The sequence below is a fragment of the Martelella sp. FOR1707 genome (assembly GCF_053484265.1).
On the sequence record NZ_JBAKFP010000001.1, the window covers coordinates 278,684 to 305,673 of the forward strand.

Genomic DNA, 26,990 nt, shown 5'->3' on the forward strand with positions numbered 1-26,990 from the left:
CATCAAAGGGCGTTGGGCAACCAAAGCACAATCTGCGGGAATATCGCAAGCAGGGCGGTACCGATACACAACAGCAGGAAGAACGGCAAGGCGGCGCGCACCGTCTTGCCGATGGTTTCGCCGGTGAGCGCCTGAAGGATGAAGAGGTTGAGGCCGACCGGCGGCGTGAGCGCGCTCATCTCGATCATGATGACGAGATAGACGCCGAACCAGAGCGGGTCGAAACCGGCATGCACGATCAGGGGCACGGCTATCGGGACCGTCATGACGGTCATCGACGTGCCGTCGAGGAACATGCCGAGGACGATATAGAGAACCGCAAGGATCAGCAGAACGCCATAGGGAGACAGGTTCATCGCGGCGATGCTTTCGGTGATCATCGACGGTAGGTGCATATAGGCGATGGCAGATGACAGGAAGGCAGAGGCCGCAATCAGCATCAGGATCATCGAGGAGACCCGGATCGTGCTCTTCAGGCTGTCAATCATCAGCTGCCATGCGAACTGTCCGGTGACGAGCGTGATCACGATCGCGCCGAAAACGCCTACGGCGGCCGCCTCGGAAGGCGTTGCGACGCCGGTGTAGATCGCGCCCAGCACGATCGTCATCAAAACCAGGATGGGCACGAGATCAAGAAGGCCTCTCCAGATCACGCCCCACGAGACAGGCTCGCCATGAGGCGGCGCAACCGAGGGACGGATGAGCGAGACCAGCCCGATATAGCCGGAATAGAGCGCCGCCATCATCAGCCCCGGCAAAAGCCCGGCGGCGAAAAGCTTTGCGATCGAAACCTGGGCCAAAACGCCATAAACGATCATCGCGATGGAGGGCGGAATGAGCAGACCGAAGCTTCCGGCGCCGGCGAGAGACCCGGATGCGAGCGAGACGTCATAGCCGCGCGCCTTCAATTCGGGAATGGTGATCTTGCCGACCGTGGCGGTTGTCGCCGTCGACGAGCCCGAGATCGCGGCGAAGATCGTGCAGCCGATGACATTGGTGTGGAGCAGGCCCCCTGGAACGCGAGAGACGAGCGGCGAAAGCCCGCGGAACAGGCGATTGGAAATATCCGTGCGGAAGATGATGTCGCCCATCCAGATGAAAATCGGGATCGCGGCGAGTTCCCACGACACGGCGGAAGACGAGATGACCTTGGTGGCGATCGAGCCGATCCGCACCCAGTTGAAATCGAGCGCAAAATACATCGCGCCGGCGCCGACCAGCATCAGGCCGGCAAAGATCCACGTTCCGGCGCCGAGGAAGATTACGAGCAGCAACAGCAGCGTCAGGGCAGACATTGAAACGGACATGGCTTGCGTTCCTCAGCTAGAGCGTCAGCGCGCGCTCATCGGCGTGGCCGACGGCGAGAAGCCTGAGGATCCGCACGAAAACCTGAAATGCGATCAGCGACAGGCCGATCAGGAAAAAGCTCTCGGGAATCCACATCGGGATGGGGAGATAGGTTTCGGAGACGATGCCCCGGCTCCAGTTCTTGAAAACGGACTTCCACTGGTACCAGGCCAGGAAAACCATCAGCGCCTCGACGGCGACGAGCGTGAAGAATTCGCACATCCAGGACAGTTTCGGCCCGGCACGGTCAGTCAGCACCTTGACGCGGATCATGAAGCCCTCTTCCAGCGCCCAGGCGGCCGACAGGAAGGCGACGGCGGCGGCGCCGTTGCCGACCAGCGAGTCGGCCATGAATGTCGACTTCGAAAAAAAGCGCAGGCAGATTTCCAGAAGCGTGAAGGCGGTCATCAAGACCAGGATGCAGGCGGCAATGAAGGCCGCCGCCCGATTGAGGATCGTCGAGGCATGGGCGATCAGCCGCAACCATCGCGGATCATCGGTCGCCTCGGAGAGGTGATGTGAACGCGGTTCTTCGAGCGCCATGATCGTCTCCGCTACAGCGTTCAATCACAGTCTTCGTGCTGCCTGTCCGCTGTTTGAAATGAGTCATGCGGCCCGCCACAATGAGGGTGGCGAGCCGCAGGAGGAGAGATATCAGCCGGCCTTCAGGGCATCAAACTGCGCCAGTACGTCGGCGCCGCGCGACCCGGTTTTGGCCACCCAGTCCTCGCGCACGGCAGCACCAGCGGCATTGAGCGTTGCGAAGACATCATCCGGCACATCGGCCGCGGTGGTGACGGTCATGCCGTGGTCGCGCAGGATCTTGTAGGACGCCTCGATACTGTCGGTCATGATCTTCCAGTTATAGGCGTCGCAGCTATCGGTAATGCCGAGCATCGCGTCCTGAACATCCTCTGGCAGGGCGTCGAACGCATCCTTGTTCACATGGCACATGAACAGGCCCATGGCGTAGTTCATTTCGGTGAAATCGCTGAGATAATCCCACAGTGAAAGCTGCACGCCGCCATCGGCGGAGGTGAGCACGGCGTCGATCGCGCCGGTCGAAAGCTGGGGGATGAGATCGGACCAGGCGATCTGCAGCGGCGCCGCGCCGGCCTTCATCAGTGTCTGCGTGCCGTTGACGTCATAGGTGCGGATGCGCAGGCCGTTGAGCGCGTCGGTAGAGGTAATCGCCCGGTCGGCGAAGATGCCGGACGGCGGGTTCGGCATGGCCCAGAGCAGCACCATGTTGTTGTCGGCAAAGATCTTCTCATATTCCGGGCGCGCCGCCTGCCAGAGGAGATAGGCTTCCTTCGGGGTCTTCGCGATGAAGGGCAGGGAGGACAGGTTGAACAGCGGATCGATGCCGCCAAGCTGGGTCATCAGGGTTACCGCGGTCTGCACCGCGCCATCCTGCACGGCGTCGAACTGGTCAGCCGACTTGTAACCCAGCGCGCCGCCGCCCTGATAGGTGATCGCGATCTGGTCGCCGACCTTCTTCTGCAGTTCGGTCAGGAAATATTTCGACGCCTTGCCCGAGAGCGCGTCGGCATTGTACTCGTCCGCCATATCCCAGCGAATGGTAGAGGCGGCAAAAGCACGATTGCCAAGGGCGCCGATAGCGCCGGCCAGGGCTGCATTGCGCATCAGCATACGTCTAGTGATGGTCATTCGGTTCCCCTTTCGTAAGGCTTCGCGCCCGCCCGCTGTTCGGCCGGGCACCGAGACGTTTTCGTTCTTCGGATTTGACAAAGTAAGCAGCCTTGCCAAAAACTGTCAATTAAAAACGCACAAAAGATCATCTTTTTTGCGGAATAACGCGTGTTGGTGCGCGGTTTGATGCGTTTTCGATCAATATTTTGACCTCACCGTTGATTGACGGTTGCCATCTTACCATAAATCGACCATAAAACGTCATATAAACGCATAAAGCGGCGAACGACCTTATGATAACGTTTCAAGAGAATTCGATACATGCACACTTCACCACAGGACGCTCCGGTCATCATGATATCCGGCGCCAATCGCGGCATCGGCGCGGCGATCGTCCGGGATCTGCTTCAGCATGGCTACCGGCTTTCGCTCGGCGCGCGCGATGTTTCCAAGCTCGAGGCCGTATTCGGCGCGCCCGGCGAGAGGCTGTTCTATCATCGCTTTGATGCCTTCGAGCCGGAGACGGCGAAGGCGTGGGTCGATGCCACGGCTGCGGAATTCGGCCGCATTGACGGCCTCGTCAACAATGCCGGCAGCGGCGAGCAGGTGCTGCTTACCGATGACAATGAAGAGGCGCTGGACCGGCTCTGGGCGGTGAATGTCAAGGCGCCGCTCCGGCTGACGCGGCTGTGTCTGCCGCATCTGGAAGAAACCGGTCGCGGCCGGATCGTCAACATCGTCTCGATGTCGGGAAAACGCGTGCGCAACGGCTTCGTCGGCTACAACATGACCAAGTTCGCGGTGATGGGCCTGACCCACACAACCCGCCACGTCGCCTGGGAAAAGGGCGTGCGCGCCACCGCCATCTGCCCGAGCTTCGTGCGCACGGAAATGAGCTCATATACCAGCAAGGTCAAGCCGGAGGACATGATCCAGCCGGAAACCATGGCCGAACTGGTGCGCACCGCAATCGAGCTTCCCAACAATGCGGCGATGGCGGAAATGCTGGTCAATTGTCGCCTTGAAGACATGCTCTGAGGTAAGCGTCATGCCGGTTCCGAATTTGCAACGTCCGGGCTTTTCCGCTCCCCTGCCTGGAAGCGCCGATGTCGTCGTCATCGGCGGCGGTATTGCCGGGATCACGACCGCGCTTTTCCTTGCCGAGGCCGGGGTGAATGTCGTCCTGTGCGAAAAGGGCACGGTGGCTGCCGAACAGAGCTCGCGCAACTGGGGTTGGGTGCGGCAGATGGGGCGCGATCCCAAGGAATTGCCGCTGACGATCGAAAGCCTCAATCTGTGGCGCGACATCGATCGCCGCTTCGGCATTGAGACCGGCTTCCGCGAAACCGGCATCACCTATGTGTGCCGCACCAAGGCGGAGATCGCCGAATTCACTGCCTGGGAGAAATATGGCCGCGAGGCCGGCATGCCCTCGACGCTTCTCGATTCCGCCGGGCTGCAAAAACTGCTGCCGGGCATAGCCGCACAGTACACGCTCGGGCTTCATACCGCCAATGACGGGCGGGCCGAACCGGAACGGGCCGTGCCGCAGATGGCATCCGCCGCCATGCGCCTCGGCGCGACGATCATCGAGAACTGCGCCGTGCGCGGGATCGAGACGGCCGGCGGGCGCATCGGCGGGGTGGTGACGGAGAAGGGCACGATCGCGACATCGAGCGTCGTCGTCGCTGCCGGTGCTTGGTCGCGCCTCTTTCTCGGCAATCTCGGGCTTGATTTCCCGCAGCTGAAGCTGCTCGGAACGGCGGCGCGGATCGAAAGCGATGGCCGCGTTCCGGAAATGCCGGTCGGCGGCGGCGATTTCTCCTTCCGCAACCGTCTCGACGGCGGCTACACCATCGCCCAGCGCAATGCCAATGTCGCGCCGGTCACGCCCGACAGTTTCCGCCTGTTCTTTGATTTCCTGCCGACGCTGATGACAAGCTGGCGGGAGCTGAAGCTGCGCGTCAATGGTCAGACGGTGAGCGAATTGAAGATGCCGCGGCGCTGGTCGCTCGACCAGGTTACACCGTTCGAAACGATCCGGACGCTCGATCCGGTCCCGCATGCGCCGTTCAACCGCAATGCGGTGCGCAACCTGACGCGCGCCTTTCCGGCCTTCGCCGATGCTCGCCTGACCCACAGCTGGGCCGGCATGATTGATGCGACACCGGACGCAATCCCGGTCATCGGCCCGATTGAGGCCGTGCCGGGGCTCTATCTGTCATCGGGCTTTTCCGGCCACGGCTTCGGCAGCGGACCGGGCGCCGGCCGGCTGATGGCCGAGATTGTCCGCAATGAAAAAACCTGCGTTGATCCGGCGCCTTTCCGGTATGAACGCTTTTCGAAGACTGCCAAGGCCGCCTGAAGAGCGGCGCAACGGCAATAACCAAAGGGAACATGACATGGCCTGGAGAATCGGCGTCGATTCCGGCGGAACATTCACCGACGTCTGCCTCTTCAATGATGAGACCGGAGCAATCGAGATCTGGAAGGTCTCCTCCACCCCGGACGATCCCTCGCGGGCGATCGCGCAAGGCGTGGTCGAGGGGCTAGAAAAGGTCGGCGCGTCTGCCGCCGATCTCGCCTTCCTCGGCCACGGCACGACCGTGGCGACCAACGCGCTGATCGAACTGCGCGGCGTCAAGACCGGCCTCGTCGTCTCTGACGGTTTTCGCGACCTGCTGGAGATCGGCCGCCAGAAGCGTCCGAACCTCTACGACATGTTCGCCGAAAAGCCGGAACAGCTCGTCACCCGCGACCTGCGCCGGGAAGTACCGGAGCGGCTGAAGGCGCACGGCAGCGTCGCCGTGCCGCTGGATGAAGACGCGCTGCGCGAGGCCTTCCGCGCGCTCGCCGCCGAGGATATCAAGGCGCTGGCGATCTGCTTCCTCTATGGCTTCCTCAATACCGCGCATGAGGAACGGGCGCTTGAGATCGCTGCGGAAGAACTGCCGGATGTCTTCGTCTCCGCCTCCCACGCCGTCGCGCCCGAATTCCGCGAATATGAACGGCTGTCGACCACGGTGGTCAACGCCTATCTCGGCCCGGTGATGCAGCGCTATATCCGCCGGCTGAAGGATAGGCTGTCCGAAATCGGCCTCAAGGTCGCCCCGCAGCTTACCCAGTCGAATGGCGGCGTGATCGGGTTCGATCAGGCGAGCAACCTGCCGGTGCGCACCGTTCTGTCCGGTCCCTCGACCGGCGTTGTCGGCGCGCAGGCGATCGGCAAGATGGCCGGTTTCGACAACATCATCACCTTCGACGTCGGCGGCACCTCCTCCGATGTGGCGCTCTTGCAGAATGGCGCCTGCCAGCTCACCGGCGAGGCCGATGTCCACGGCTACCCGATCAAGGCTCCGATGCTCGATATCCACACGGTCGGCGCCGGCGGCGGCTCGATCGCCCATGTCGATACCGGCGGCCTCCTGAAGGTCGGCCCGCGTTCGGCCGGCGCCCATCCGGGGCCGGTCTGCTACGGGCTCGGCAATGAGGAGCCGACGGTCACCGACGCCAATATCGTGCTGCAGACCCTGAACCCGGTCGAAATCCTCGGCGGCCGCATGAAGGTGCGGCACGATCTGGCGCTCGCCTCGATCCAGCGGCTCGCCGACAGACTCGGCGTTGGCGTGATGGAAACCGCGCAGGGGATCATTTCCGTCGTTACCGCCAATATGGCGAAGGCGATCCGGGTAATCTCTGTCCAGCGCGGCCATGACCCGCGCGACTATGCGCTGATGGCCTTCGGCGGCGCGGGTCCGCTGCATGCGGCCCGTCTTGCGCGTGAACTGGACATGGCGAAGGTGATCGTGCCGCTGACGCCCGGAACGCTCTGCGCGCTTGGCCTTCTCCTCACCGACCTGCGCTCCGATTTCTCCCTGTCGCGGCTGATGGAACTTTCGGACGCCGCCCGACCCGCGCTGGAAGAAGGTTTCGCCACGCTTGCCGAACAGGCCGATGTCTGGTTCGCAGCGGAAAACATCGCCGGGGACCGCCGCGTCATCACCCGCACCGTCGACATGCGTTACGCCGGGCAGAATTACGAGCTCTCGGTCACGGTGCCGGCCGGACCGATCACGGCGGAAACCTTCACAGCACTCGAAAAGGGCTTCGAGGCGGCGCACCGCCAGCGTTTCGGTTTCATCGCCGAGGGCGAGCCGATCCAGCTCGTCACCCTCCGCGTCGAGGCCGCTGGCATCGTCGACAAGGCCGAGTTCCAGAAACAGGACGATCACGGTCCCGATGCCTCGGGCGCCAAGATCGGCGAACGCGAGGTCTGGATGTCGGAGGCCGGTGGGTTCGTCACCTGCCCGGTCTATGAACGCAGCCTGCTGAAGGCCGGCAATGTCATCACCGGCCCGGCGATTGTCGAGCAGATGGACACAACCACCGTGCTGCTGCCGGAAATGACCGGCACGGTTGACCCGTACCTCAATCTCATCCTGGAGGTTTGAACGATGCCCACGATTGATCCCATCACGGTAGAAGTCATCGGCTCGGCGCTGCAGTCCATCGTCGAGGAGATGGGCGAGGCGCTGGTGCGCGCCTCCTATTCCACCAACATCAAGGAACGCCGCGACTGCTCGACCGCGCTGTTCGACCGCCATGGCAACACGCTCTGCCAGGCCGAGCATATTCCGATGCATCTCGGCTCCTTCCTCGGCGTGATCGGCGCGATCTATGGCCGGTTCAAGCTGGACGACATCAAGCCCGGCGATGTGTTCATGGCCAACGACGCCTATGCCGGCGGGGCGACCCATCTGCCGGATATCGTGCTCGCCGAACCGATCTTCGTCGAGGGCACGCTGGTCGCCTGGGCGGTCAACACCGCCCACCATTCGGATTTCGCCGATCGCGGCCACGAACATATCTACCAGGAGGGGCTGCGCATTCCGCCGGTTCGGCTTTATCGCGAAGGCGTGCTGAACCAGGACCTGCAGGAGATGTTCCTGCTCAACTGCCAGGTTCCGCGCGAGCGGCTCTCCGACCTCAGGGCCCAGATGTCGGCCAACCGGCTTGCCGTTCAGCGCATGCAGGATCTCTGCGGCAAATACGGCACGGACAAGGTTCTGGCCGCCGGCGAGGCGCTGCAGGATTATGCCGAGCGCAAGATGCGCGCCGGCATCGCCGCCATTCCGGACGGCACCTACAGCTTCTCCGACCAGTTCGATTCAAACCAGCGCGGCGACCGGATCAAGCTTTCGGTCGAGATCACTATCGCCGGCGAGGAAATGACGCTCGCCTTCGACGGGCCGCCGCAGCTCAGGGCCGGGCTGAACCTGATCTACACCTCGCTGCTGGCTGCAAGCTATTTCGCGGTGAAATCGGTCGTCGATCCGTCGATCCTGCCCAATGCCGGTCTTGCCCGCCCGTTGACGGTGACCGCGCCGAAAGGTTCGATCCTCAATTGCGAGCACCCGGCGGCCGTCGATGGCCGCATCGCCGCCGCGCAACGGGTCTGCGACCTCGTCTATGGCGCGCTTGCCAAGGCGCTCCCCGGCAGGGTCATGGCGGCCGGCAATGGCTGCTGCACCGGCGCGATCTTCAACGGCACCCATGAAGACGGCTCGATCTGGGTCTATCTCGAAACCATCGGCGGCGGCGGCGGCGCGCGGCCGTCCTCCGACGGGCTCTCGGGCATCCATGTCAGCCTCACCAACACCTCGAACCTGCCGGTGGAATCGCTGGAACTCGAATATCCGCTGACGCTGCTGCGCTACGAACTGGTGGACGATTCCGCCGGTGCCGGCACCTTTCGCGGCGGCATGGGCGTGCGCCGGGTCTACCGCGCGGAAAAAGCCTGCCGGTTCACCGTCGAGGGGTCCCGCGTGGCCTCCGAGCCCTGGGGCCTTGATGGCGGCACCTCCGCCCGGGGCACCGTGCTCGACTTCGGCGACGGCCGCAATGATTTCTCGGGCATGGTCGACCTGAAGCCCGGCCAGATCGTCTCGATCACCACGCCCGGCGGCGGTGGTTACGGCGATCCGGCGGCCCGCGACCCGGCGGCCGTCCGGCGCGACCTCGCCGAAGGGCGCATCAGCTGGGCCACGGCGGAGCGCTTCTACAAGCAGTAGCCGCCCGTCCGGCCTTTCATCCAATTTCCATCCTCGTCGCAGGCGACAGCGCCTGCGGACACTCTTCCTTTGTCCTTCTCAAACCCCAACAGAACAGGAAAACACCATGGTCAAGATCACCAAAGTCAAATCCGGCTCCATCTTCGAAACCAAGGAAAGCTATTCGCGCATCGTCTGCGTAGACGACTGGATCTTCGTTTCCAACACCGCCGGCCGCAACTACAAGACCCGTGAAATGTCGACCGATCCGGTGGAGCAGGCCCGCCAGTGCTTTGACAATATCGAGGGCGCGCTGAAGGCTGTCGATTCCTGCCTTGCCGATGTCGTCCAGTCGAAAATCTTCATCCCTTACGTCGAGGATGCCAAGGCGGTGATGGAATATGTCGGCGAGCGCTTCCGCGGCATCGATCCGCAGCGCACCGTCACCTGCTCGCCGCTTGGCGCGCCGGACTTCAAGGTCGAGATCGAAGTCACCGCCTATCGCGGCGCTTCCAAGGCCGAGGTCGAGGAAATCACCATCTCGCTCGGCTGATTGCCGGACAAGCTGGCCGGCGTCGATACGCCGGCCACATTTTCTCATCCATCTGGCGAAGGGTGGGGAAACGAATGTCACACCCCAATGATGTCGCCTTTGATGGCACTTGAACCCATATCGGGTTCGTGCCGTTCATTTACGGGCTTCAGGCCGGAGCGAGATAAATCGTCCCGGCCTGATCGATCGTGTCCCGTCGGGTCGTGTAGCCGGATTTCGTGGCCGTCGGTGATTTCCGGTGGGGTCGGGTTGCTTACGACCAACCTGAGGACACCACCGATGACCGTCGACATGATGAACCTGCGCTCACGCGTTGAGAAGAGCGCCCGCCGAACACGGCGGAGCAGCTCGTCAACAAACTGCTGATCGTTCCAGTTCCATTTCAATTGTGTTGTAGGCATATAGACGATGGTATTTCCAATAGGGCGGAGATTTGAAAATTCAATCAGCCCTGGAACCTCCATCCCCTCTTTGACAATATTCATCCAGAAATTCTTGCTGATTTGAAGTCTTCAAGCGAAGCAGCAGGCAGACCACGCCAATATTCTTGTCCGCATCAAAAACGATATCACGACCGGCGTCCGGGCCGGACTTGACCGCCTGGCTGTCGAAGATAGCAAACGATGGCTGGCGCTTGCGGGCCGTCACAAAACCCTTTCTGCGCGAAGCGCTTCCTTGAACAGTTCGAAAGCCGTCGTGCCGCGTCGATCGGGGTAATAGAGGTGGTAGCCGGAAAACGGCTCGCACCAGGGCTCCAGCAGGCGGATGAGGCGGCCATCGGCTATCGGCGCCGCCACCAGGTCCTCCAGGATATAGAGGATGCCGAAACCCTCGAGAGCGGCGGCGACCAGCAGATCGCCGTCGTTGAAGACCGGTCCCCGGCCTGGCTTGACCGTCACCGCGCGGCCGTCGCGCTCGAATGACCAGGGCGACAGCCTGCCTTGCGCGTCGGCGTAGGCGATGCAGCGATGGGCGGTGAGATCTGCCGGCTCCACCGGCGTGGGATGCTCGCGCAGATAGCTAGGAGCGGCCACCACCGCGACACGCAGCGGCGGCCCGACCGTGAGCGCGATCATGTCCTTCTCCAGCCGCTCCCCGAGCCGGATGCCCGCATCATAGCGGCCCGCCACGACATCGGTCATGTCGTCCTCCACGCTCACCGCCACCTCGATGCCCGGGTGGCGGCGCATGAAGGCGGGAAGCATCGGCCACAGCACCGTGTCCGCCGCGTGTTTGCCTGTCGTGATCCGGACCGTGCCGATCGCCGTCCCGCGGGCATGGGAGAGCGCCTCGAGCTCGTCGTTCAGTCCGGCAATAGCCGGCGACAGGGTGGCGAGCAGGCGCTCGCCGGCGGCGGTGGGAGCGACGCTGCGCGTCGTGCGGGTGAGCAGACGAAAGCCGAGCTGGTCCTCCAGCCGCTTCATGGTCTGGCTCAATGCAGACTGGGTGACGCCGAGCCGCTGCGCGGCGCGGGTGAAGCTGCGGTCGGAGGCAATCGCCGCGAAGATGGCGAGGTCGCCGAACTGATCCGGACGCATTGATGATTCCTGCTACTGGGGCCTATTACTCATTAGACAGTTATAATGATCCATTAGCTTATCTACATAGTCGGCAACTGCACAAGAGCAAGGAGACGACGATGTCAAAGATTTGGTTGGTGACCGGCGCAAGCCGGGGACTGGGACGCGAGATCGCGCGCGCGGCGCTCGATGCCGGCGAAACGGTGGTGGCGACGGCGCGCTCCGCCGACGCGGTGCGCGCGGCCTTCGGGGACCACGATCGCCTGCACGCGCTTGCGCTCGATATCACCGATGCCGAAGCCGCCAACGCGGCGGCCGCGGAGACAGCGGAGCGGTTCGGCGCGATCGACGTGCTGGTCAACAATGCCGGCTATGCCGAGCTGGGTTTCTTCGAGACCTTTACCGATGAAGCGGTGCGGCGTCAGTTCGAGGTCAACCTGTTCGGCACGATGAACGTGGCGCGCGCGGTCGTCCCCCACATGCGTCAGCGTCGCGCCGGCCTCATCATCACCATCTCGTCTGTCAGCGGGCTGGTCTCCAATGGCGGGGGCGCGGTCTATTCGGCGTCGAAATTCGCGGTCGAGGGGTGGATGGAAGGCTTTGCGCAGGAACTGGCGCCGTTCGGCATCCGCTCGCTGCTGGTCGAGCCGGGCATGCTGCGCACCGACTTCATGGACGGGAAATCGGCGCGCTTCGGCAGCATCGACATTCCGGACTATGCCGAGGCGATTGCGCAGTATCGCGCGTTCGTTGATGGCGCGAACGGCAACCAGCCGGGCGATCCGACGCTGCTCGCCACGCGGATCGTGGCGCTTGCCGCGCAGGACGAGGCGCCGGCGCGCTTCGTGTTCGGCGACGACGCCCGGCAGTGGGCCGGCGCAAAGGTCGATCAGTTGCGCCAGGAGATCGCCCGGTCGGCCGATTACGACTGATGCGACACTCGGGCGATCTGCCGCAGAGCATAACGCCCGAGAACTCACGATGGCGTCGCGCGCGGAAAGGCTCTATCTATTTGTTTTTACGCAATTCCGGACGGTGAACCGGTGTCCACTTCACCTGGGTTTGCGCTACCACGCGTCCGCCGATGGCAATGATCTCCAATGCAGCGACCTGGACCCACGCCAGGGCGGCGGCTTCGAATCCGGCGGGTTACGGGATAAGCACAACCCGACCCAGAATGGAATTTTCCTCGGCATAGGCATGGGCCGCCGTGGCCTCGCTCAGCGCAAATCGCCGGTCGATGGGCACGTCCAGCTCGCCGGAAGCGGCCCGTTTCAACATCGCTTCGACCGTCCGGTGGACTTCGGGTTTTTCGAGCTGGCTGCCCATGAACACCCCCATAAGCGTCTGGTTGGCCTGCAAGGCGGGCCAGAGGTCGAGCTCCAGCGCCGCGCGCCCGGCATTGCCGACGAACACAAGGCGGCCCTCGGGCCGCAGTGCGGCAAGCGATCCCGCGAGCGTGGAGCCGACGGGATCGACGACCAGATCCACGCCGCGGCCGTCAGTCAGCCGCATGACGGCCGCGGTCACATCCTCGGCGCGGTGGTCGATCGCCGCGTCCAACCCATAGGCCCGCAGCCGCGCGGCGCGATCCGCGCCCGAAACGGTCGCCAGCACCTTCGCGCCGGCGCGATGGGCCAACTGGATTGCCGCAGCCCCGACGCTGCCCGCTCCACCCTGCACGAGGAGGGTCTCGCCTGCGGCCAGCATTCCCCGTGCGAAAAGGCTGTGATGGGCGGTTCCGAAGGAGATGGGAAGCGCCGCCGCAGCCGCCATCTCCAGACCGTCCGGCACCACCCATGTCCGCGAGACCTTTACGGCACGCATTTCAGCATGGGACCCGCCCATGTCGAACGACGTCACCTTCTGCCCGACGAAGCGATCGCGAACCTTCGCGCCAACCGCGACAATCTCGCCCGCAGCCGCATAGCCCGGAACGTGGCCGGCTGCCTCAGGCGCGGCCGTCGCCCGATTGATGAGATCACCGCCTTCGATCGAGATCGCCTCCACCTTCAAAAGCACGCCATCCTCGGGACAGGCCGGCGCCTCGACGTCGGCGTAGCGCAGGACCTCCGGTCCGCCCGGAACATCGTAATATGCAGCCTTCATGGTCTTTCCTTCTATCTGTTCGCAGCCTGAGAGGGTGGAACGGCCGTCATCGACCGATCCTCCGTTGGCGAAACACCTCTTTGTACGGGCGCTGCCCGATAGCGGCGTGTCTCAGTGCTCTCGCACATCCGAAAATGCGCGGATCAACGCCTTGAAGCATCAGCGCCGGAATGCGGCGCCCGGCGCTCACTTGTGGGGCAGGACTTAATCAGTATTGGCTGAAATTCAATGCTCTCAAGGTCAGTGTGCTAGCGAGGACGAAACAAGAATCCAGCAGGTGCACCGTGAGGCTGCGCTGTTGGTGCAGCCCGAGTTCCTGGCGACGCTCGCAGTGCGGAATGAGGACAGAGCGCCCTCTCAGAGCCGCTTCCTTTTTTAGCCGGCGCTCCAACCGGCGGCACATCACGCGGCGATCAGGTCGTGAGCATCCCCGGCGGCTTGGTCCAGTGCATTCAGCGGTATGATTTTCGGCGCCGATGCCTTCTCCTTCAGCGTCGCCAGATCGAACTTTACATAGCCGAGGCTGTTGTAGGTTCGCACGAAGACGGCGCCGCGGGTGAGGTCGATCAGGGTGATCCATGAGGTGTATTCGGTGATGAATTCGGGCGGGGCGTCGGCGGACTGGCCGGTCAGTTCGCCGGCCGATTTGGTCAGGGCGCTGGCCTTGGCGCTGGAATAGACCGAGGCGCCCTTCGGGCGGTCGAACTTGTTCATCACGTGGCCGAGCTGTCGGATCGTCGCTTCCTGGCCGTCGGTCTTTTCGGAGAAATTGGCGTAGTAGACCGCGCGCACGAATCGATCGACGGCGGTGTCGGAGGCGGGCAGCGTGACCGTGGCGATGCCCGAATCCGGCTGGATGAAATCCTGGCCAAGAAATGTCGCGTTGGAATGGTCGACATTGCTGAGATGGGTGTAGTTGTTGAGGTTGGTCAGATGCCAGTCGAAGCGCGGGCTGTTGGTCATCACCCCGGTCGGATTGTCGAACACATGACGCTCGCCGTCGAAGAACTCGATCACGATCGAGGCGCCGGTCCTGTCGTGCACGGTGTAATGGAACGGCGGCACGACGCCGCCAAGGGCCGCCAGCGGATCGACCAGCACAGGCTGTTCCTCCAGCGCGGCCTTGACCTCGGCAACGGTGGAAAAGCGGGCCAGCATCCATGCGCCGAGATCGATGGCGGACAGCACGGGCACCTCGGCGGCGAAGGTGTCGTCCGGGCCATGCGTCTCGGAAAAGGCGAGCAGGCTGAAATTGAGCCCGGCATCGTTCAGGCCTTCGACGACCTTGAGGTCGTCCGCGCTGCCATTGGGCACGACGATGCCGAACACGTCATATTTGCAATCGTAATTCAGCGGGGCGTGGTCGCCGGCCTTCGATGAAAGCTTCGTGCCCTTCGGCAGGAACGCCACCAGATAGGGCAGTTCCACCGGCAGTTCGAGCGTGCGCCCCGCATAGACGGAGCCCGAAAGGTCTTTGAGAAGAAGCGATGTGCACATGGTATCCTCTTTGAAGCTTTGCTGGCCTGATAGTTCGTTCGCGGTTACCGAAGGCGGATCAGATTACCGTGACGGCGTGTTTTCGTGCACTGTCCGATCGAACAGTCGGCATGGTTCTCGTCCCTCATCCGGTCTTCCCTTTGTCCTGTCGGTTTCAGCATATACCCCGCCATTGTTCAATGCGCCGCATGTCGCGCTTCGACCATGCTCAGCGCGGCGGCGGTGAAGAAGCAGAACGCCCCGAACCAGAGATTCGCGTTCGATGCGTCGAGCGCCCATTGCGGATCGGTGCCACGGGGTATGTAGGCGACGGTCGAGGCGATCATGAAGGCGATGCAGCCGAGAAGGTTGATCGCGACGATCCACCATGCGAGCTCGCGCCGCGGGCGGACGTTGTGCGCATGGTTGGTCTCGATATAGGCGAGATAGGCCGAGACCAGGAACAGAACCGAGCCGATCATGCCCGGTAGCCAGATCACCGTGTTCTGCATCAGCCAGCCGGACGGGGCCTTGATGGCGTCGAAGGTGTTGAAGTTGAAGGCAACGGTGCCGACGAACTGGGTCGCGCCGCTGATCCAGCCGACGCTTTTCGGGTCCCATCCGAAAAGGTTCGGTCGCTTCGCGCCGCTGGTATAGGTCTCGTCGGCATTGGCCGCCTGGAAGAGCTGGAGATAGGCGGCGGTGGTAAACGGGATCGAGCCGGCGAAGAAGGTGACATTGGTCGTCCAGTCCGGCAGCCCCTTGGTCAGCGAGGGGAACAGCGCCAGCGCGCTGCCGAGCATGAACAGGAACGAGCCGATGCAGAAGATCAGCCCCATGATCCAGTTGTAGCGCGCGGTGTGCCAGGGCGCGGCCCGGGTGTGTTCCAGCGCGCGCCGTTCCCGGAACAGGCCCTTGCGGTGGTCGCGGGCAAGCCACAGCAGCGGCCGCCCGGCCCTGTGATACCGGCGGAGCGTCACGAACGGCCAGGGTCCGCGCACCTCTTCATGAGGCTCTGTCGTGGCGTTGCGGGCTTTCTGGTTCATGGTCTCGTCCGCGCCCTCTAGCTTATCAGCACGATCACGATGCCGAACAGGGTCAGGATCGTGCTTGAGGTTGCGTAGGGAACGGAGAAGCCAAGGGAGGGAACCTGACTTTCCGCCCTGTCGGTGATCATGCCAAGCGGCGCTGCCGCCGCGCGCGCGCCGGCGCAGCAGCCGAGCAGGATCGCATCATCGAAGCGGAAGATGTATTTGCCGATATAGATTGACAGCAGCATCGGCAGCGCGGCGGCGAACATGCTCCACAGCACGAAGACGAAGCCGAGCTCCTTCAGTCCCGCAAGCACGCTCGGCCCTGCCGAAAGGCCGACGACGGCAATGAACATGTTGAGCCCGATCGAACTCATGAACCAGGTCGTTGCCTGCGGCACCCGGCCGAAGGCGGGACGGATGGAGCGCAGCCAGCCGAACAGCAGGCCGACAAGCAGCACGCCGCCGGCGGTCGATAGCGTCAGCGGAACCGAGCCGATCCTGAGCGTCAGCGAACCGATCAGCGCGCCGACGATGATCGCGGCGGCGATGAAGGCGATGTCGGCCCGGTTGGTCTCGCGATCGAGATAACCGAACTTCTTCGCCACTGCCGAAATATCCGCCGAGCGGCCGACTATGGTGACGACATCGCCGCGATAGAGCCGGGTATCGGGCAGGATCGGAATGTCGACCGACATGGCGCCGCGTCGGATGCCGGTGAGGAATATTCCGCGCGTCTCGGGCATATGGGCGAGTTCGGCAAGCGACTTGCGGTGGATGTTCTTCGCCGTCACCAGAATATCCGTACCCTCGACCTGCACGCCGAGAAGTTCAGCGTCATCGACTTCCGCCAGCACCCGGCCGATCTCGCCAAGCAGCACGTGGCGCTCGCCGGCGAAGGCGAGGGTATCGCCCGGCCTGATAACGGTTTCGGCGGTTGCCTCGGTGATCGCGCCGTCCCGGCGAAGGCGGGGAATAAACAGGCGCCGCCCCTTGAAGAAGTGCTCGGCCTCGAACACCGTCAGGCCGTCAAGCGGCGCGCCCTCATCGACGCGGTAGGCGCGCGCGACATATTGGTGCCACGCCGTGCCCCGGCCGCTGCGGTCGCCAGCGCCGCCCACCCGGCGGATATAGTCGCGGCAGGCGGCGGCGATGTCGACGCGCATCAGCTTGGGGCCCAGTATGCCGAGCATCACCACCGAGCCGAATGTGCCGATCACATAGCTGATCGAGAAGGCGGCGGGGAGGATCTGGTTGGCGCTGGTCTTGGCGGCCGCGGAGATCGCCGATTGTCCGATCGCGGTCTGGGACAGGCCGAGCGCGGAGGACGTCGTCGTCGAGCCGGCGTAGAGCCCGGCGGCGATGCCGACGTCATAGCCGGCAAGGCGGACGGCGAGATAGACCGCGCCGAGGCTCATCACGCAGACGAGCGCGGCGAAGGCCGCCTGCTGCAGCCCGCCGGAAAAGAGGCCGCGCACGAATTGCGGTCCCGCGCTGTAGCCGACGGCGAACAGGTAGAACACGAAGAACACCGTCTTCACGTCATCGGAGACCGTGATGCCGATCTGGCCGATCACCAGAGCGGCGAGAAGCGTCGCGGTGACATCGCCGAGCGATATCCCGGCGAACTTCACCCGTCCGAGGGTGTAGCCCGCGAAGAGAGCAAGAAAGAGCGGGATTTCAACGTTTTCGCGCAGCGTGGTCGCCAGCCAGTCGAGCATGTCGTGCATTCACTCCGTTTTCAGGGCACCAGCGTCAAAAGGACGAAGACGACGAAGATGACGAGGTGCACCGCGCCCTGCAACACGGTCGTCCGGCCGGTGCCGAGCGTCAGCGTGCTGACGAACAGGGTGAGCAGCAGCATCACCATCTGCTCCGGCTCGAGCCCGAGGGTGAGCTGCTGGCCGATGAAGATCGAAACCAGCGCCACGACCGGGATCGACATGCCGATGCTGGCAAGCGCCGAACCCAGCACAAGGTTGATGCTCTGCTGGATCCGGTTTCGCGCCGCCGCCTGCACCGACGAAATGCCTTCCGGCAACAGCACCAGCGCCGCGATCACGACGCCGACCAGCGCATGCGGCAGGCCGGCCGACGAGATCGCGAGGTCGAGCGGATGGGACAGCGCCTCGGCAAGCAGAATGACCACGAGCAGCGATACCGGCAGCATGGCGGCGCTGGTCGCCGTCATCCGCGCTGATGGTTTTTCGGGGTGGTCGGGAAAGAAGCCCTCTTCCGCGGCGGCCTGCTCGTCGTGATCTGGTTCATCGACGAAATAGTTGCGGTGGCGCACGGTCTGGACGAACAGGAATACGCCGTAAAGCGTCAGGCAGCACAGGCTGATCACCAGAAGCTGAGCCCAGGAATACTGCCTTTCCGCGCCGGAGATCGCGAAATTGGGTAGCACGAAGGCAAGCGTCGACAGCGTGCCGAGCACGGCGAGCGCGGCCGAGGCGGCGGGGAGCTTGAAGTTCTGCTCGTGATAGATGCGGCCGCCGCGCACGAGGCAGAGGCCGATAATGCCGTTCAGCACGATCATCACCGCGGCAAACACCGTGTCGCGTGCGACCTCCTCGGCGCCGTCGATGCCGGAGAGCATGATCGAGATGATCAGCGCGACCTCGATCAGCGTCACGCAGCAGGCGAGGATGATCGAGCCCAATGGCTCGCCAAGCCTTGCGCCCAGCACCTCGGCATGGAGCACAGATGCGAACACGGAGCCGCCGAGCAGCAGGACGGCAGGCAGCACGAATACAAGCGAGGTTTCGTGCAGCACGCCGAGCAGTTCGAGCGCCGCCCAGAATGCGGCGAACAGCGGCAGCGCTATGCTCCATATTGGTATCGATCTGCGGCCGTGCATGCTGCGGTTTCTCCTCGGCTTTCTTGCGCGGTCTTTGCTGTGAAGCGGGTGGTTTAACGTGATGGCGTTCCGGCGGGCATTGCCGTTGTCGATGTGCCGAGCACGAAGGCGAGGTTGGCGGCGGCCGTGAATGCCGCCTCGCGCGCATCGCCCTCGGCGAGCCGGGCGTCGAGCAGGCCGTTTTGCGCCGTGGCAAGCGCGGAAACCGTGCCAACGCCGTTCTGGTAGGATTCGAGCGCGGAATCATAGGTCTTGTAGGCCGCCTGACGGAGCTTGACGGCGGAATCATTGGCCTGGATCGCGGTGGCGAGCGCGTTGGAGGCAACCACGATCTCGCGGGCGGCGGCATCCTTCAACTGGTCGAAATTGCGCTCTGCGGCTTCGACCCGGCTCTGGGCCTGCTTCAGATTGGCGTCGCGCATGCCGGCGTCGTAGAGCGGTATGGTGGCGCCGAACATGATGTTGCCGTTGAGGCCGCTGTTTTCCACCGCGGGAAGGCCGGCGGCGTCGAGCTGGGTCTCATAGGTCGAGAGCGTGCCGAACACGCCGATCTTCGGCATGAAGTCCGCCTTTGCCTTCTTGACGCCCTGACGGCTCGCCTCCAGCGCGGCATAGCCGGCGAAGATATCGGGGCGGTTGGCGAGCGCGATCTCGATCATCGTCTCGGTCGGCATGCTGGAGGCGCGCGGAAGCCTGCGATCCTTGGTGTCCTCGATCTTCAGCTTGGTCATTGGCGAGAGGCCGACCGCGCCGAGCAGCGCCTGATAGGTATCCTGTTCGCTTCCGCGCGCCTGGACCACGCGCAATTCCTCCTGCGCCACGATCTGCTCGGCCTGGGCGAGGTCGACCGAGGTGGCAAGGCCGCGATCGCGTCGGGCCCTGATCGCGTCGTAAACGGTGCGGCTGTTGGCAAGCGCCTGACCGGCGGCGCGGCTGTGGGCGCGGGCGGCGTTGTAATCGTGGAATGCGCTGGTGACCTCGAAAATGAGGCGCTGGTGGGTGGCGTTGAACTGGTAGTTGGCGGCGAGCGACAATTGCTTGGCCCCTTCCACCACCGCGCTGCGGCCGCCGAAATCGAAGGCCAGCCATTGCAGCGCCATGAACGGTACGACGCCGTTTATATTGGAATTGAAATAGGCGCTGCCGCCGATCGGGATCGGCAGTTCGGCGGCATTGTTGTTGCTGCCGCCGATGACATTGGCGGTGATCACCGGCAGGTAGGTGGCCTCCGCCATGCCGACGGCGAGTGCGGCCTGGCGGGCCTGCTCCCAGGCGACGCGGGTATCGGGGTTGCTGCGCTGGGCGAGGTCGATGAGTTGCGGCAGGCTGTAAAGTCGGCTTTCGTCCACCGCCGGCGCGGTCAGCGCCAGCGCGCCGCTTGCCTCGGCTTGCCGGCGCATCTCGCCGGCGGAGTCGCCGGCTTGCCATTGCGCATCAGGCGATTGCGGGGCGAGCGCGAGCGTATCGGCGACGCAGCCGGAAAGCGCCAGCATCATGGCAAGAAACGCGCCGCGGCCGACGGCAGGCATCAGATGTCGTCTCATCGGCTCTCTCCCGTTTCCGCCTGTTCCATTCCGGCCGTTTGCTCCGTTGCGGCGGTCTCGCCCTCATCAATGCGCCGCTCCGCGACCGCCAACCAGGATAGCGTTTCAGCATCGACCACGGGCCTGAAGTAAAGCGCCAGCGACAGATCCTCCAGCATGGCGGCGTCGCGGCGATAGGTTTCACGCTCGGTTTTCCCCGGACGCATATGTCGCGGTTCGTAGGAGGCCATGTCAACCGCTTCGCGGATAACGCCGAGGTCCGTCTGGATCGACGCGACGAGCCCCGTGGAGGCCTGGCGCGCGGGCGCGTCCGCGCTGGCGAGCGCCTTGAGCTTGGCGATCGCCGCTGCCGTGCGCCGCTTGACCTCGTCCTTGACGCTGACCGGCCAGATATTGGTGAAGATCACATAGACCACCGCATTGCCGAGCAGGATGCCGATGATGCGATCGCTGGCGGCACTCAGGCTTGTGCCGGGGCCGAAGCCCTGTATCACCGTCAGCAGGAAGGCGAGCGCGATCTGCACGCCGCCATAGGAGATGCGTTCATTGCCTGTGGAAACCCAGGCGGATAGCGAAACCACGGCGAAGATCAGGAAGGCCAGTCCGCCAACCGAATCGAGCTGCGGGATCACGAACAGGATGGCGATCAGGCCGAAAAACGCGCCGATCAGGCAGCCGGTGATGCGCAGCACCAGCTTGTGGACGGTGTCGCCGGTGGTGCCGAGCGCGGCGACATAGCAGGTGATCATCGCCGTGTGGATGCCCTGCCAGTCGATCGACGTATAGATGAAGAAGCAGGTGACGGCCGCCAGCGTCGTTTTCAGCGCGAAATGCAGGTGGCGCGGATGGGAAAAAATGTCTGGCGCGACCGGCGGATCGTCCACCGGGGCGCCCTTTTCAAGCGGCGTTGTCTGGCTGATGTCAATGAGCGCGCCGGCGACCGGTTCTAGCTCGGCAGGCAGATCGGCAGCGGGTTCAGGTTCGGGGAGGTCCTTTTTGGCCAGCACCGCTGCGGCAAGCGCGCTGCAGTCGGCCGCAAGGCGTTGCCGTGCCGGGCAGGCATCGTCCGTGAGGCCTTCCTGTGGAAGGGCCGAGATGGCGAGCATCAGGCGGTAGCTGTGGGACTGGGTCCGCTCCAGAAAGTCGTAGGCCCGGCCGCGCAGGATGCAGAGCAGCTTGATCAGCAGCAGGCGCTTTTCCTGCTCGGCGGTTCCCTCGCCGATGAGGTCCATCAGCTTATCGCGGGCGTCATCTCGTCCTTCCAGAACATCGGCGGACCGCTCCAGCCGTTCGGCGATGGCCTCGCGCAAAAGCTTCTGCGGCGGAATGCCGAACAAAAGATTGTAGACCGCCATCACCGCCATCGGCACGAACACCATCGCCCAGGCGTAGAGCACGGCCCGGGTCGCGATCTCGCCGATCGGCACATTGCCGAGCAGGGTCAGCACGAAGGCGATGACGAGGGCCACGATGCCGGCCTGCTCGCCGGCCTTGGTGGCGGAATCGAGATAGAGGAAGATGAACGAGGCGATCACGATCGCGGCGATCTGCGCCGGTGGAAAGTCGATGGTGAGGTTGATGATGCCGATCAGCAGGAACACGACGAGGCTGACCGCGATGATGATGCCGATGCCGGTGACGACGTTCTCGGCGGCATTGGCGCGCATCAGGAAGATCACCAGATAGCAGCCGATGGCCGCTTCCGGAAAATGGTACATCATCGACAGCACGGTCGAGATCGCGCAGATCGCGCCGATCGACAGTGACAGCCGCAGCCGTCCAGGAAACGGCATCAGGTCATCGATCAGGCGGTGGGACCGCCGCCTGAAGTCGCTGCGTTCAGCAGTGCTCGCCATGGCGAACCACTGTCGAGGCGGATGCGCCGATGCGCATCAGGTTTTCCGGCGGATCGATGAGCTTGATGCGCACCGGAAAGCGCTGCGCGATCCGGACCCAGTCGAGCTCCTTCGGCACGTAGGGAAGGGCGCTTTGAATGTCGATCGCGCCGCCGGAGATCACGCCCCAGCCGATGCCCTGCACCACGCCCTTGATCTCCACCGACCGGTCGGCCATCACATAAACCGAGGCGCAGGTGCCGGCCGGCAGTTTTTCCAGCTCCGCCTCCCGGTAGAGCGCGGAAGCGTACCATTCGCCGGTGTTGACCAGCGTGAACAGCGGCGCGCCGGAAGCGACGAACTGGCCGCTCGATGTGGTCAGCCCGACCACGCGCCCGTCGTGGGGCGCGTAAATCTTCGTGTTGGCGAGATTGTGCCGGGCGATGTCGAGGGCCGCCTGCCGGCTCTGGATCAGCGCCAGCGTCTCCTCCGGGGACGAAACCAGTGCGTCCGCCGCCTTGCTCTGCTGCAAGGCCTGTTCGAGCGATACCTCTGCGTCGCGTTTGGCCGTGCGCGCGTCCTGCACTTCCTGATCTGTGACGTAGCCCTTGGGCTGGAGCGGCAAAAGGCGATCGAGCGTTTCCTGCGCCAGTTCGAGATTGACGCGGGCGCGTTCGATCTGCTGCAGGGCGATCTCCGCATTGGCCGATTCCGCCTCGATACTGCGCTTCTGGCTTTCATGCATCGCCTCGGCGGCCCTCAGGTCGCCTTCGGCCTGGACCACGAGGAGGCGGTAGGATTCGTCCTCGATCTCGAACAGCAGCTGCCCCTTCTCGACCTTGTCGTTCTCCGCGACGTGGATTTCCGAGATCCGGCCGGGAACAGTCGAGGAAATCTGGGTGATCGGCGCCGTCAGGGTCGCATCCTGCGACAGGACATCGGCGCCCATCCTGGCCATGTGCTTCCAGCCGAGAAAGGCGGTTGCACCGATGACGATGACGGGGATGAGGGCGAGGGCGGCAGTCTTTGGGCTCAACATGGCTCTATCGTCCGAACAGGATGAGGGAGGCGGCAAGCCCGATGGCGATCGCCAGGAACAGATAGACGATCACGCGTAGCGGTATCACATCGTCGAGGCCGATCTTGATGAACACCAGACGCAAGACGACCGCGCCGAAAATGCCGATCAGCGAACAGGCGATCCAGGACGGGAAATAGGCGCCGAAGAAGGGGATCACGGGACTGCTGCTCGCGAATGCGCGAAACGGCGTGAAAATTCCCGCCATGAGGAGAAGCATTGAACCCGTTATACGCACGCAAGCACCCAGTTTTGTTATTTTTCCGCCCCCGAGGGTTGTGGCGCAGGAACAACTATCCTGCATAGCAGGAAAGACTGTCAACCGTCAGGGCTGACAGTCTGGGGCTAGAACCTGAAGCTCAGGCCCACCGTCGGGCCTTGCAGGACTGTGTCGAAAACATGCCCGTCATCGTCGTAGTCGATCGACATGTATCTGTAGCCGAAGGAGAGCGCGGTTGCTTTGGTGATCCGGTAGTTGACCGTGGCCATCGCCTGCCAGGTCAGGTCCGAACCCACCGAGAAGCCGCCGACATCGGCCTGGCCGACGAGGCTGACGCGGTCGCCGGCATCATAGGCCATCCGGAACCCGAGGGCGGGATCGACCCAGCCGAATTCGCTCTTAGCGCTGTAGGCGCGCGGGACCGAGGGGATAGAGGCGGTCACCTCCGTGGTGAGATGCGCGAAGCGGAGGCCGCCAAGCGCATCGAAACGAAAGTTATCGGTTTCGGCAAGCCGCACAGCGCCGAACAGCGAACCGGAAAACAGCTTGCTGTCGACGCTGACGTTGATGCCCGGCACGGTGATGCCGTAGGCCGGAATCGCGACCGGGCCGGAGGCCTCGTTGGCGGTGGTGTCGACATACATCAGGTCGGCGTAGAAGCCGAAGGCGCCGTTGGTCCCCCAGGCATTGGCGAAGCCGGCAATGTTCAACTCCTTGAGGATATCCGAGAAGCTGCTGTCGATATGGACGGTAGGCGCCCGCCGGAAGGGCGACACATCGCCAGACATCCCGGTCATCCAGACATAGGGCGTGATCTCGAACTGCCAGCCCTCGGCCGGCGTCTCCATCACGGCTGTTGGCTGCGGCGCGGGAGGCGTGGCGGACAGGTCTGCCGCCTCCGCCGTCAGGGCCATCGGGCATGCCAAAGCCGACACGGCAAATAATACGGACTTCAAATGTGCCCCCAATTGTCTAGCCCTGCAGGCTGTTCTTGAAAATGCGACCGTCCTTCATGATTACCGCGAAATTGTCCGGGTTTGCAACCAGAGCGATATTTTCAAGCGGATTGCCATCCACAAGCAGCATGTCCGCGAAAGCGCCCCTTTCGATCACGCCGAGCCGGCCGTCATAGGGGTTGCGTTCGCCCGACAGCGCCAGAAGCTCGCCGCTGCGGCTGGTCGCGAGCTTCAGCACCTCTGCCGGCGAGAACCATTCCGACAGTCTTGCAAGCTGGGCTCCTTGGGTTTCGGTTTTGGCCGGATTGAACAGGATGTCCGTGCCCCACACCATGCGCTCGAAATTGAATTTCTGCGCCCATTCGAAACAACGCCTCGTGCCCTCGGCGATCATCTGCTGCTCGCCGCGTTGTTTGTCGGTGCTCATCGGATTGGCGAACTCGCCGCCGAGGAAGGGCTGGATGCTCCACCAGATGCCCTTGTCGAGCATCATCCGCACCGTTTCCTCATCCGCGAGCTGGCCGTGTTCGATGCATTGGACGCCGTTTTCGATCGAGCGGCGAATGCCCTTTGCGGTATAGACATGGGTGCAGACATAGGTGCCCCAGTCGGTTGCGGCCTGAACGGCGGCGCGGATTTCATCCGGCGTGAACTGCAGGCTCGGCACGGGATCGTAGAGCGAGGATACGCCGCCGCCGGTCATGATCTTGATCTGGCTCGCGCCCAGCAGCAACTGTTCGCGCACGCGGTTGAGAACCTGCGGCACGCCGTTGGCGATCGACGCAATGCCGGCCTCCTCGGCATGGCTGAGCTGGCCGGAGGACGGGATCTCGTACTCCATCCGGAAATCGCCATGACCGGAGGTCTGGGAGATCATCGCGCCGGATGGATAGATGCGCGGGCCCACCGCCTTGCCGCCGTCAATCGCGCGCTTCAGGGCGAAGGACGGCCCGCCGACATCGCGCACCGTGGTGAAGCCGCGCATCAGCGTCTTCTCCGATTCGTTCGCCGCCACCAGATGAACATAGGGCACCTGCGCGGCCATGGCGGTCTGCATCGGAATGGCGCAAAGCAGGGAATGCCAGTGCGAATCGATCAGGCCGGGAATCAGCACCCGGTTGCCGCAATCGATGATATCGGCATCGGCGACCTCCTCGCTGACGGGGACGAATGCCTCGATGCGATTGCCGCGCACGAGAACGTTGCGGCCTTCGATCAGCGCATTGGAAAGGCCGTCGAACACCCGGACATTCGAAAACAGGATCGCCCGTTCGCCGTCCTGCGCGAAGGCCGGGACCGAGGTGAGCGCACTGGCCGTAGCCGCCCCGACGATGGCCTTGAGCACCGAGCGCCGGTTGACGCCCTGCATCAGCCGCTCATTCAGCCGGATCACCTCCGGCGTGTGGCACGGGCAGCCCGCATGGTGGACAAGGTGCTGGTATTTGGAGCCGGCGCGCATTTCTTCCTCCCGATGCAGTGACGATTTTTTTAGTCGATTGTTTGGGAAGATCGCCGCGATTGCAAGGCGGCGATCCCGAAACGGCACACGCCGACGGTGCGTTCAGGGCGAAGGCGTCGCGGCGGCCTGCGCGGGCTCGAAGAAACGGCCGCCGGCCTCGCGGAAGCCGCTGCTCACCAGATCGTCATTGTCTTCCAGCTCTTTGTACAGCGCCGCCATGGCGGTGTAGCGGCTGTGGCCCAGGGCATCGCTCGCAGGGATCGACGAGATGTCGAGAAGCAGGATATTCATCTCCCTGGCGGCTTCCACGACCTCCGGATCGGTGATGTCGAACTGGCCGGCGCGTTGGCGGTTGCCCTGGAGCAGGCGGGAGACGCGCAATGCAAAATCATCGCCCGAAACCATAACCATCATCGGCGGATCGAGCGGCCCGATGGCTTCGACCTGGGTAGCGAACACATCCTCGTCGATGTCGGGCGCGGCCAGGATGACGTTAAGTTTCCTCAGCGCCTTGATGTCGCCCTCGAGGCTGAGTTGGCGGAGCGACTCCATGGTCAGCCAGCCGCCCATGCTGTGACCGAACAAGAGGACCGAGCGCACGCCCGGCTGGCCGGTGACCTGCTGCAGCACATCCGTCAGGCCGTCGCGGGAGAAGGTCGCGGATTCCTTGTCGGTCACGTAGTCGAAGATGCGGGCCTGGGAGGGCCAGGAGAACAGGATCGGCACGCCGGATATGTTGGAATCGGCCGAAAGCTGCGCGATCCGGAACACCGCCTCCTGGAAGCTGACATTGAAGCCGTGGACGAACATCGCCGCCTTGCCGCTTTCGCGGGCGGCCCGGCCGATCCGGCTGTCGAACGCGGCCCGCGAGAGCGCCGTATGGCGAAGCACGGTGAAATCCTCATCCGGACGGGCCTTGCGGGAAAGCGGCCATTCGATCTCGCCGGGAACATGGTTTGGCGGGATCGAAATCACGAATTCGGCATAGCTTAACTCGTCTTCGCGCTCCCGCGTGTATCCTTCCACGCGGTTTTCGGCCGGCTCCCGCGTGGTTGCGACATAGATCGTCACGGTCCGCGCGGGCGCTGCGGCATCGGGATGCGGATAGAGGACTTCGGTTCCGGGGCGCTTGCCGCAGCCGGCGACCGCGAAGAGCAGCAGGCAAAGGAATATCGCGCGCAGGGCGAACGCCAGCATGCGGCGCGGATCTGCAAGCGTTTGCTGTGGAAACATCCCGTCCCCGCCGTAAATCGCGATCCGCATTGTCGCTTCCCTCGGTAAGCTGTGAATTGTCGTCCC

24 protein-coding genes are annotated in these 26,990 nt (G+C 63.6%); 6 read left to right on the forward strand and 18 right to left on the reverse strand.

Going from position 1 to position 26,990, the window contains the following annotated elements:
- Positions 1-2 precede the first annotated feature (2 nt).
- From V6765_RS01275 to V6765_RS01285, 3 genes are all read right to left on the reverse strand, one after another.
- Positions 3-1,307 (reverse strand): TRAP transporter large permease, encoded by a 1,305-nt coding sequence (locus V6765_RS01275; RefSeq protein ID WP_448425798.1) that lies wholly within the window; start codon positions 1,305-1,307, stop codon positions 3-5.
- 16 nt (positions 1,308-1,323) lie between these two features.
- Positions 1,324-1,890, reverse strand: a complete 567-nt coding sequence (locus V6765_RS01280; protein ID WP_448425800.1) for a TRAP transporter small permease — start codon at positions 1,888-1,890, stop codon at positions 1,324-1,326.
- Positions 1,891-2,001: 111 nt separating this feature from the next.
- Complete coding sequence (locus tag V6765_RS01285; protein WP_448425801.1) at positions 2,002-3,018, reverse strand: TRAP transporter substrate-binding protein; 1,017 nt, start codon at positions 3,016-3,018, stop codon at positions 2,002-2,004.
- 303 nt (positions 3,019-3,321) lie between these two features.
- Between V6765_RS01285 and V6765_RS01290 the strand changes: the two genes are divergently transcribed.
- The 5 genes from V6765_RS01290 (at position 3,322) to V6765_RS01310 (ending at position 9,603) form a co-directional block, all read left to right on the forward strand.
- Positions 3,322-4,038, forward strand: coding sequence for an SDR family NAD(P)-dependent oxidoreductase (locus V6765_RS01290; RefSeq protein WP_448425803.1), 717 nt, complete (start codon positions 3,322-3,324; stop codon positions 4,036-4,038).
- A gap of 10 nt (positions 4,039-4,048) precedes the next feature.
- Positions 4,049-5,365, forward strand: a complete 1,317-nt coding sequence (locus V6765_RS01295) for an NAD(P)/FAD-dependent oxidoreductase (protein WP_448425804.1) — start codon at positions 4,049-4,051, stop codon at positions 5,363-5,365.
- A gap of 37 nt (positions 5,366-5,402) precedes the next feature.
- Positions 5,403-7,451 carry a hydantoinase/oxoprolinase family protein gene (locus V6765_RS01300; protein WP_448425806.1) on the forward strand — a complete coding sequence of 683 codons (2,049 nt, stop codon included), beginning with the start codon at positions 5,403-5,405 and terminating at the stop codon, positions 7,449-7,451.
- Between the two features lie 3 nt (positions 7,452-7,454).
- Positions 7,455-9,071 (forward strand): hydantoinase B/oxoprolinase family protein, encoded by a 1,617-nt coding sequence (locus V6765_RS01305; RefSeq protein ID WP_448425808.1) that lies wholly within the window; start codon positions 7,455-7,457, stop codon positions 9,069-9,071.
- Positions 9,072-9,177: 106 nt separating this feature from the next.
- Entirely contained in the window at positions 9,178-9,603 is a 426-nt protein-coding gene (locus tag V6765_RS01310) for a RidA family protein (RefSeq protein ID WP_018064076.1), read from the forward strand.
- Between the two features lie 77 nt (positions 9,604-9,680).
- On the opposite strand, the gene V6765_RS01315 is transcribed toward V6765_RS01310, so the two are convergent.
- Genes V6765_RS01315 through V6765_RS01325 form a run of 3 tightly spaced genes read right to left on the reverse strand, consistent with a single transcriptional unit; the run spans position 9,681 to position 11,141 of the window.
- Positions 9,681-10,088 (reverse strand): hypothetical protein, encoded by a 408-nt coding sequence (locus tag V6765_RS01315; RefSeq protein WP_448425809.1) that lies wholly within the window; start codon positions 10,086-10,088, stop codon positions 9,681-9,683.
- Positions 10,045-10,251 carry a hypothetical protein gene (locus tag V6765_RS01320; RefSeq protein ID WP_448425810.1) on the reverse strand — a complete coding sequence of 69 codons (207 nt, stop codon included), beginning with the start codon at positions 10,249-10,251 and terminating at the stop codon, positions 10,045-10,047. The genes V6765_RS01315 and V6765_RS01320 overlap by 44 nt, the downstream gene beginning before the upstream one ends.
- Positions 10,248-11,141, reverse strand: coding sequence for a LysR family transcriptional regulator (locus V6765_RS01325; RefSeq protein ID WP_448425812.1), 894 nt, complete (start codon positions 11,139-11,141; stop codon positions 10,248-10,250). The genes V6765_RS01320 and V6765_RS01325 overlap by 4 nt, the downstream gene beginning before the upstream one ends.
- A 101-nt stretch (positions 11,142-11,242) precedes the next feature.
- Between V6765_RS01325 and V6765_RS01330 the strand changes: the two genes are divergently transcribed.
- A complete protein-coding gene (locus V6765_RS01330; protein WP_448425814.1) occupies positions 11,243-12,055 on the forward strand; it encodes an SDR family NAD(P)-dependent oxidoreductase in 813 nt (270 codons plus the stop codon).
- Between the two features lie 217 nt (positions 12,056-12,272).
- Here the strand turns inward: V6765_RS01330 and V6765_RS01335 are convergent, their stop codons facing one another.
- The 12 genes from V6765_RS01335 to V6765_RS01390 all read right to left on the reverse strand — a co-directional run bounded on the left by V6765_RS01335 (position 12,273) and on the right by V6765_RS01390 (position 26,954).
- Positions 12,273-13,232 carry a quinone oxidoreductase family protein gene (locus tag V6765_RS01335; RefSeq protein WP_448425815.1) on the reverse strand — a complete coding sequence of 320 codons (960 nt, stop codon included), beginning with the start codon at positions 13,230-13,232 and terminating at the stop codon, positions 12,273-12,275.
- Positions 13,233-13,634: 402 nt separating this feature from the next.
- Positions 13,635-14,729, reverse strand: coding sequence for a linear amide C-N hydrolase (locus tag V6765_RS01340; protein WP_448425817.1), 1,095 nt, complete (start codon positions 14,727-14,729; stop codon positions 13,635-13,637).
- A gap of 176 nt (positions 14,730-14,905) precedes the next feature.
- Positions 14,906-15,754: a hypothetical protein gene (locus tag V6765_RS01345; RefSeq protein WP_448425819.1), complete on the reverse strand. Its 849-nt coding sequence runs from the start codon at positions 15,752-15,754 to the stop codon at positions 14,906-14,908.
- A gap of 17 nt (positions 15,755-15,771) precedes the next feature.
- The gene (gene aspT / locus V6765_RS01350; RefSeq protein ID WP_448425821.1) at positions 15,772-17,469 is read right to left on the reverse strand and encodes an aspartate-alanine antiporter; all 1,698 of its coding nucleotides are present in this window, start codon (positions 17,467-17,469) and stop codon (positions 15,772-15,774) included.
- 11 nt (positions 17,470-17,480) lie between these two features.
- Positions 17,481-18,599: a calcium:proton antiporter gene (locus V6765_RS01355; protein ID WP_448425823.1), complete on the reverse strand. Its 1,119-nt coding sequence runs from the start codon at positions 18,597-18,599 to the stop codon at positions 17,481-17,483.
- A gap of 53 nt (positions 18,600-18,652) precedes the next feature.
- Positions 18,653-20,143 (reverse strand): TolC family protein, encoded by a 1,491-nt coding sequence (locus V6765_RS01360; RefSeq protein ID WP_448425825.1) that lies wholly within the window; start codon positions 20,141-20,143, stop codon positions 18,653-18,655.
- Complete coding sequence (locus V6765_RS01365; protein WP_448425826.1) at positions 20,140-21,999, reverse strand: FUSC family protein; 1,860 nt, start codon at positions 21,997-21,999, stop codon at positions 20,140-20,142. The genes V6765_RS01360 and V6765_RS01365 overlap by 4 nt, the downstream gene beginning before the upstream one ends.
- Entirely contained in the window at positions 21,983-23,017 is a 1,035-nt protein-coding gene (gene mdtN, locus V6765_RS01370; protein WP_448425827.1) for a multidrug transporter subunit MdtN, read from the reverse strand. Before mdtN ends, V6765_RS01365 begins: the two co-directional genes overlap by 17 nt.
- 4 nt (positions 23,018-23,021) lie before the next feature.
- Entirely contained in the window at positions 23,022-23,264 is a 243-nt protein-coding gene (locus V6765_RS01375) for a YtcA family lipoprotein (protein WP_448425829.1), read from the reverse strand.
- A gap of 137 nt (positions 23,265-23,401) precedes the next feature.
- A complete protein-coding gene (locus V6765_RS01380) occupies positions 23,402-24,190 on the reverse strand; it encodes a hypothetical protein (RefSeq protein ID WP_448425831.1) in 789 nt (262 codons plus the stop codon).
- A gap of 58 nt (positions 24,191-24,248) precedes the next feature.
- Complete coding sequence (locus V6765_RS01385) at positions 24,249-25,691, reverse strand: amidohydrolase family protein (RefSeq protein WP_448425833.1); 1,443 nt, start codon at positions 25,689-25,691, stop codon at positions 24,249-24,251.
- A 102-nt stretch (positions 25,692-25,793) separates the two neighbouring features.
- A complete protein-coding gene (locus V6765_RS01390) occupies positions 25,794-26,954 on the reverse strand; it encodes an alpha/beta hydrolase (protein WP_448425835.1) in 1,161 nt (386 codons plus the stop codon).
- Between the last annotated feature and the right edge of the window lie 36 nt (positions 26,955-26,990).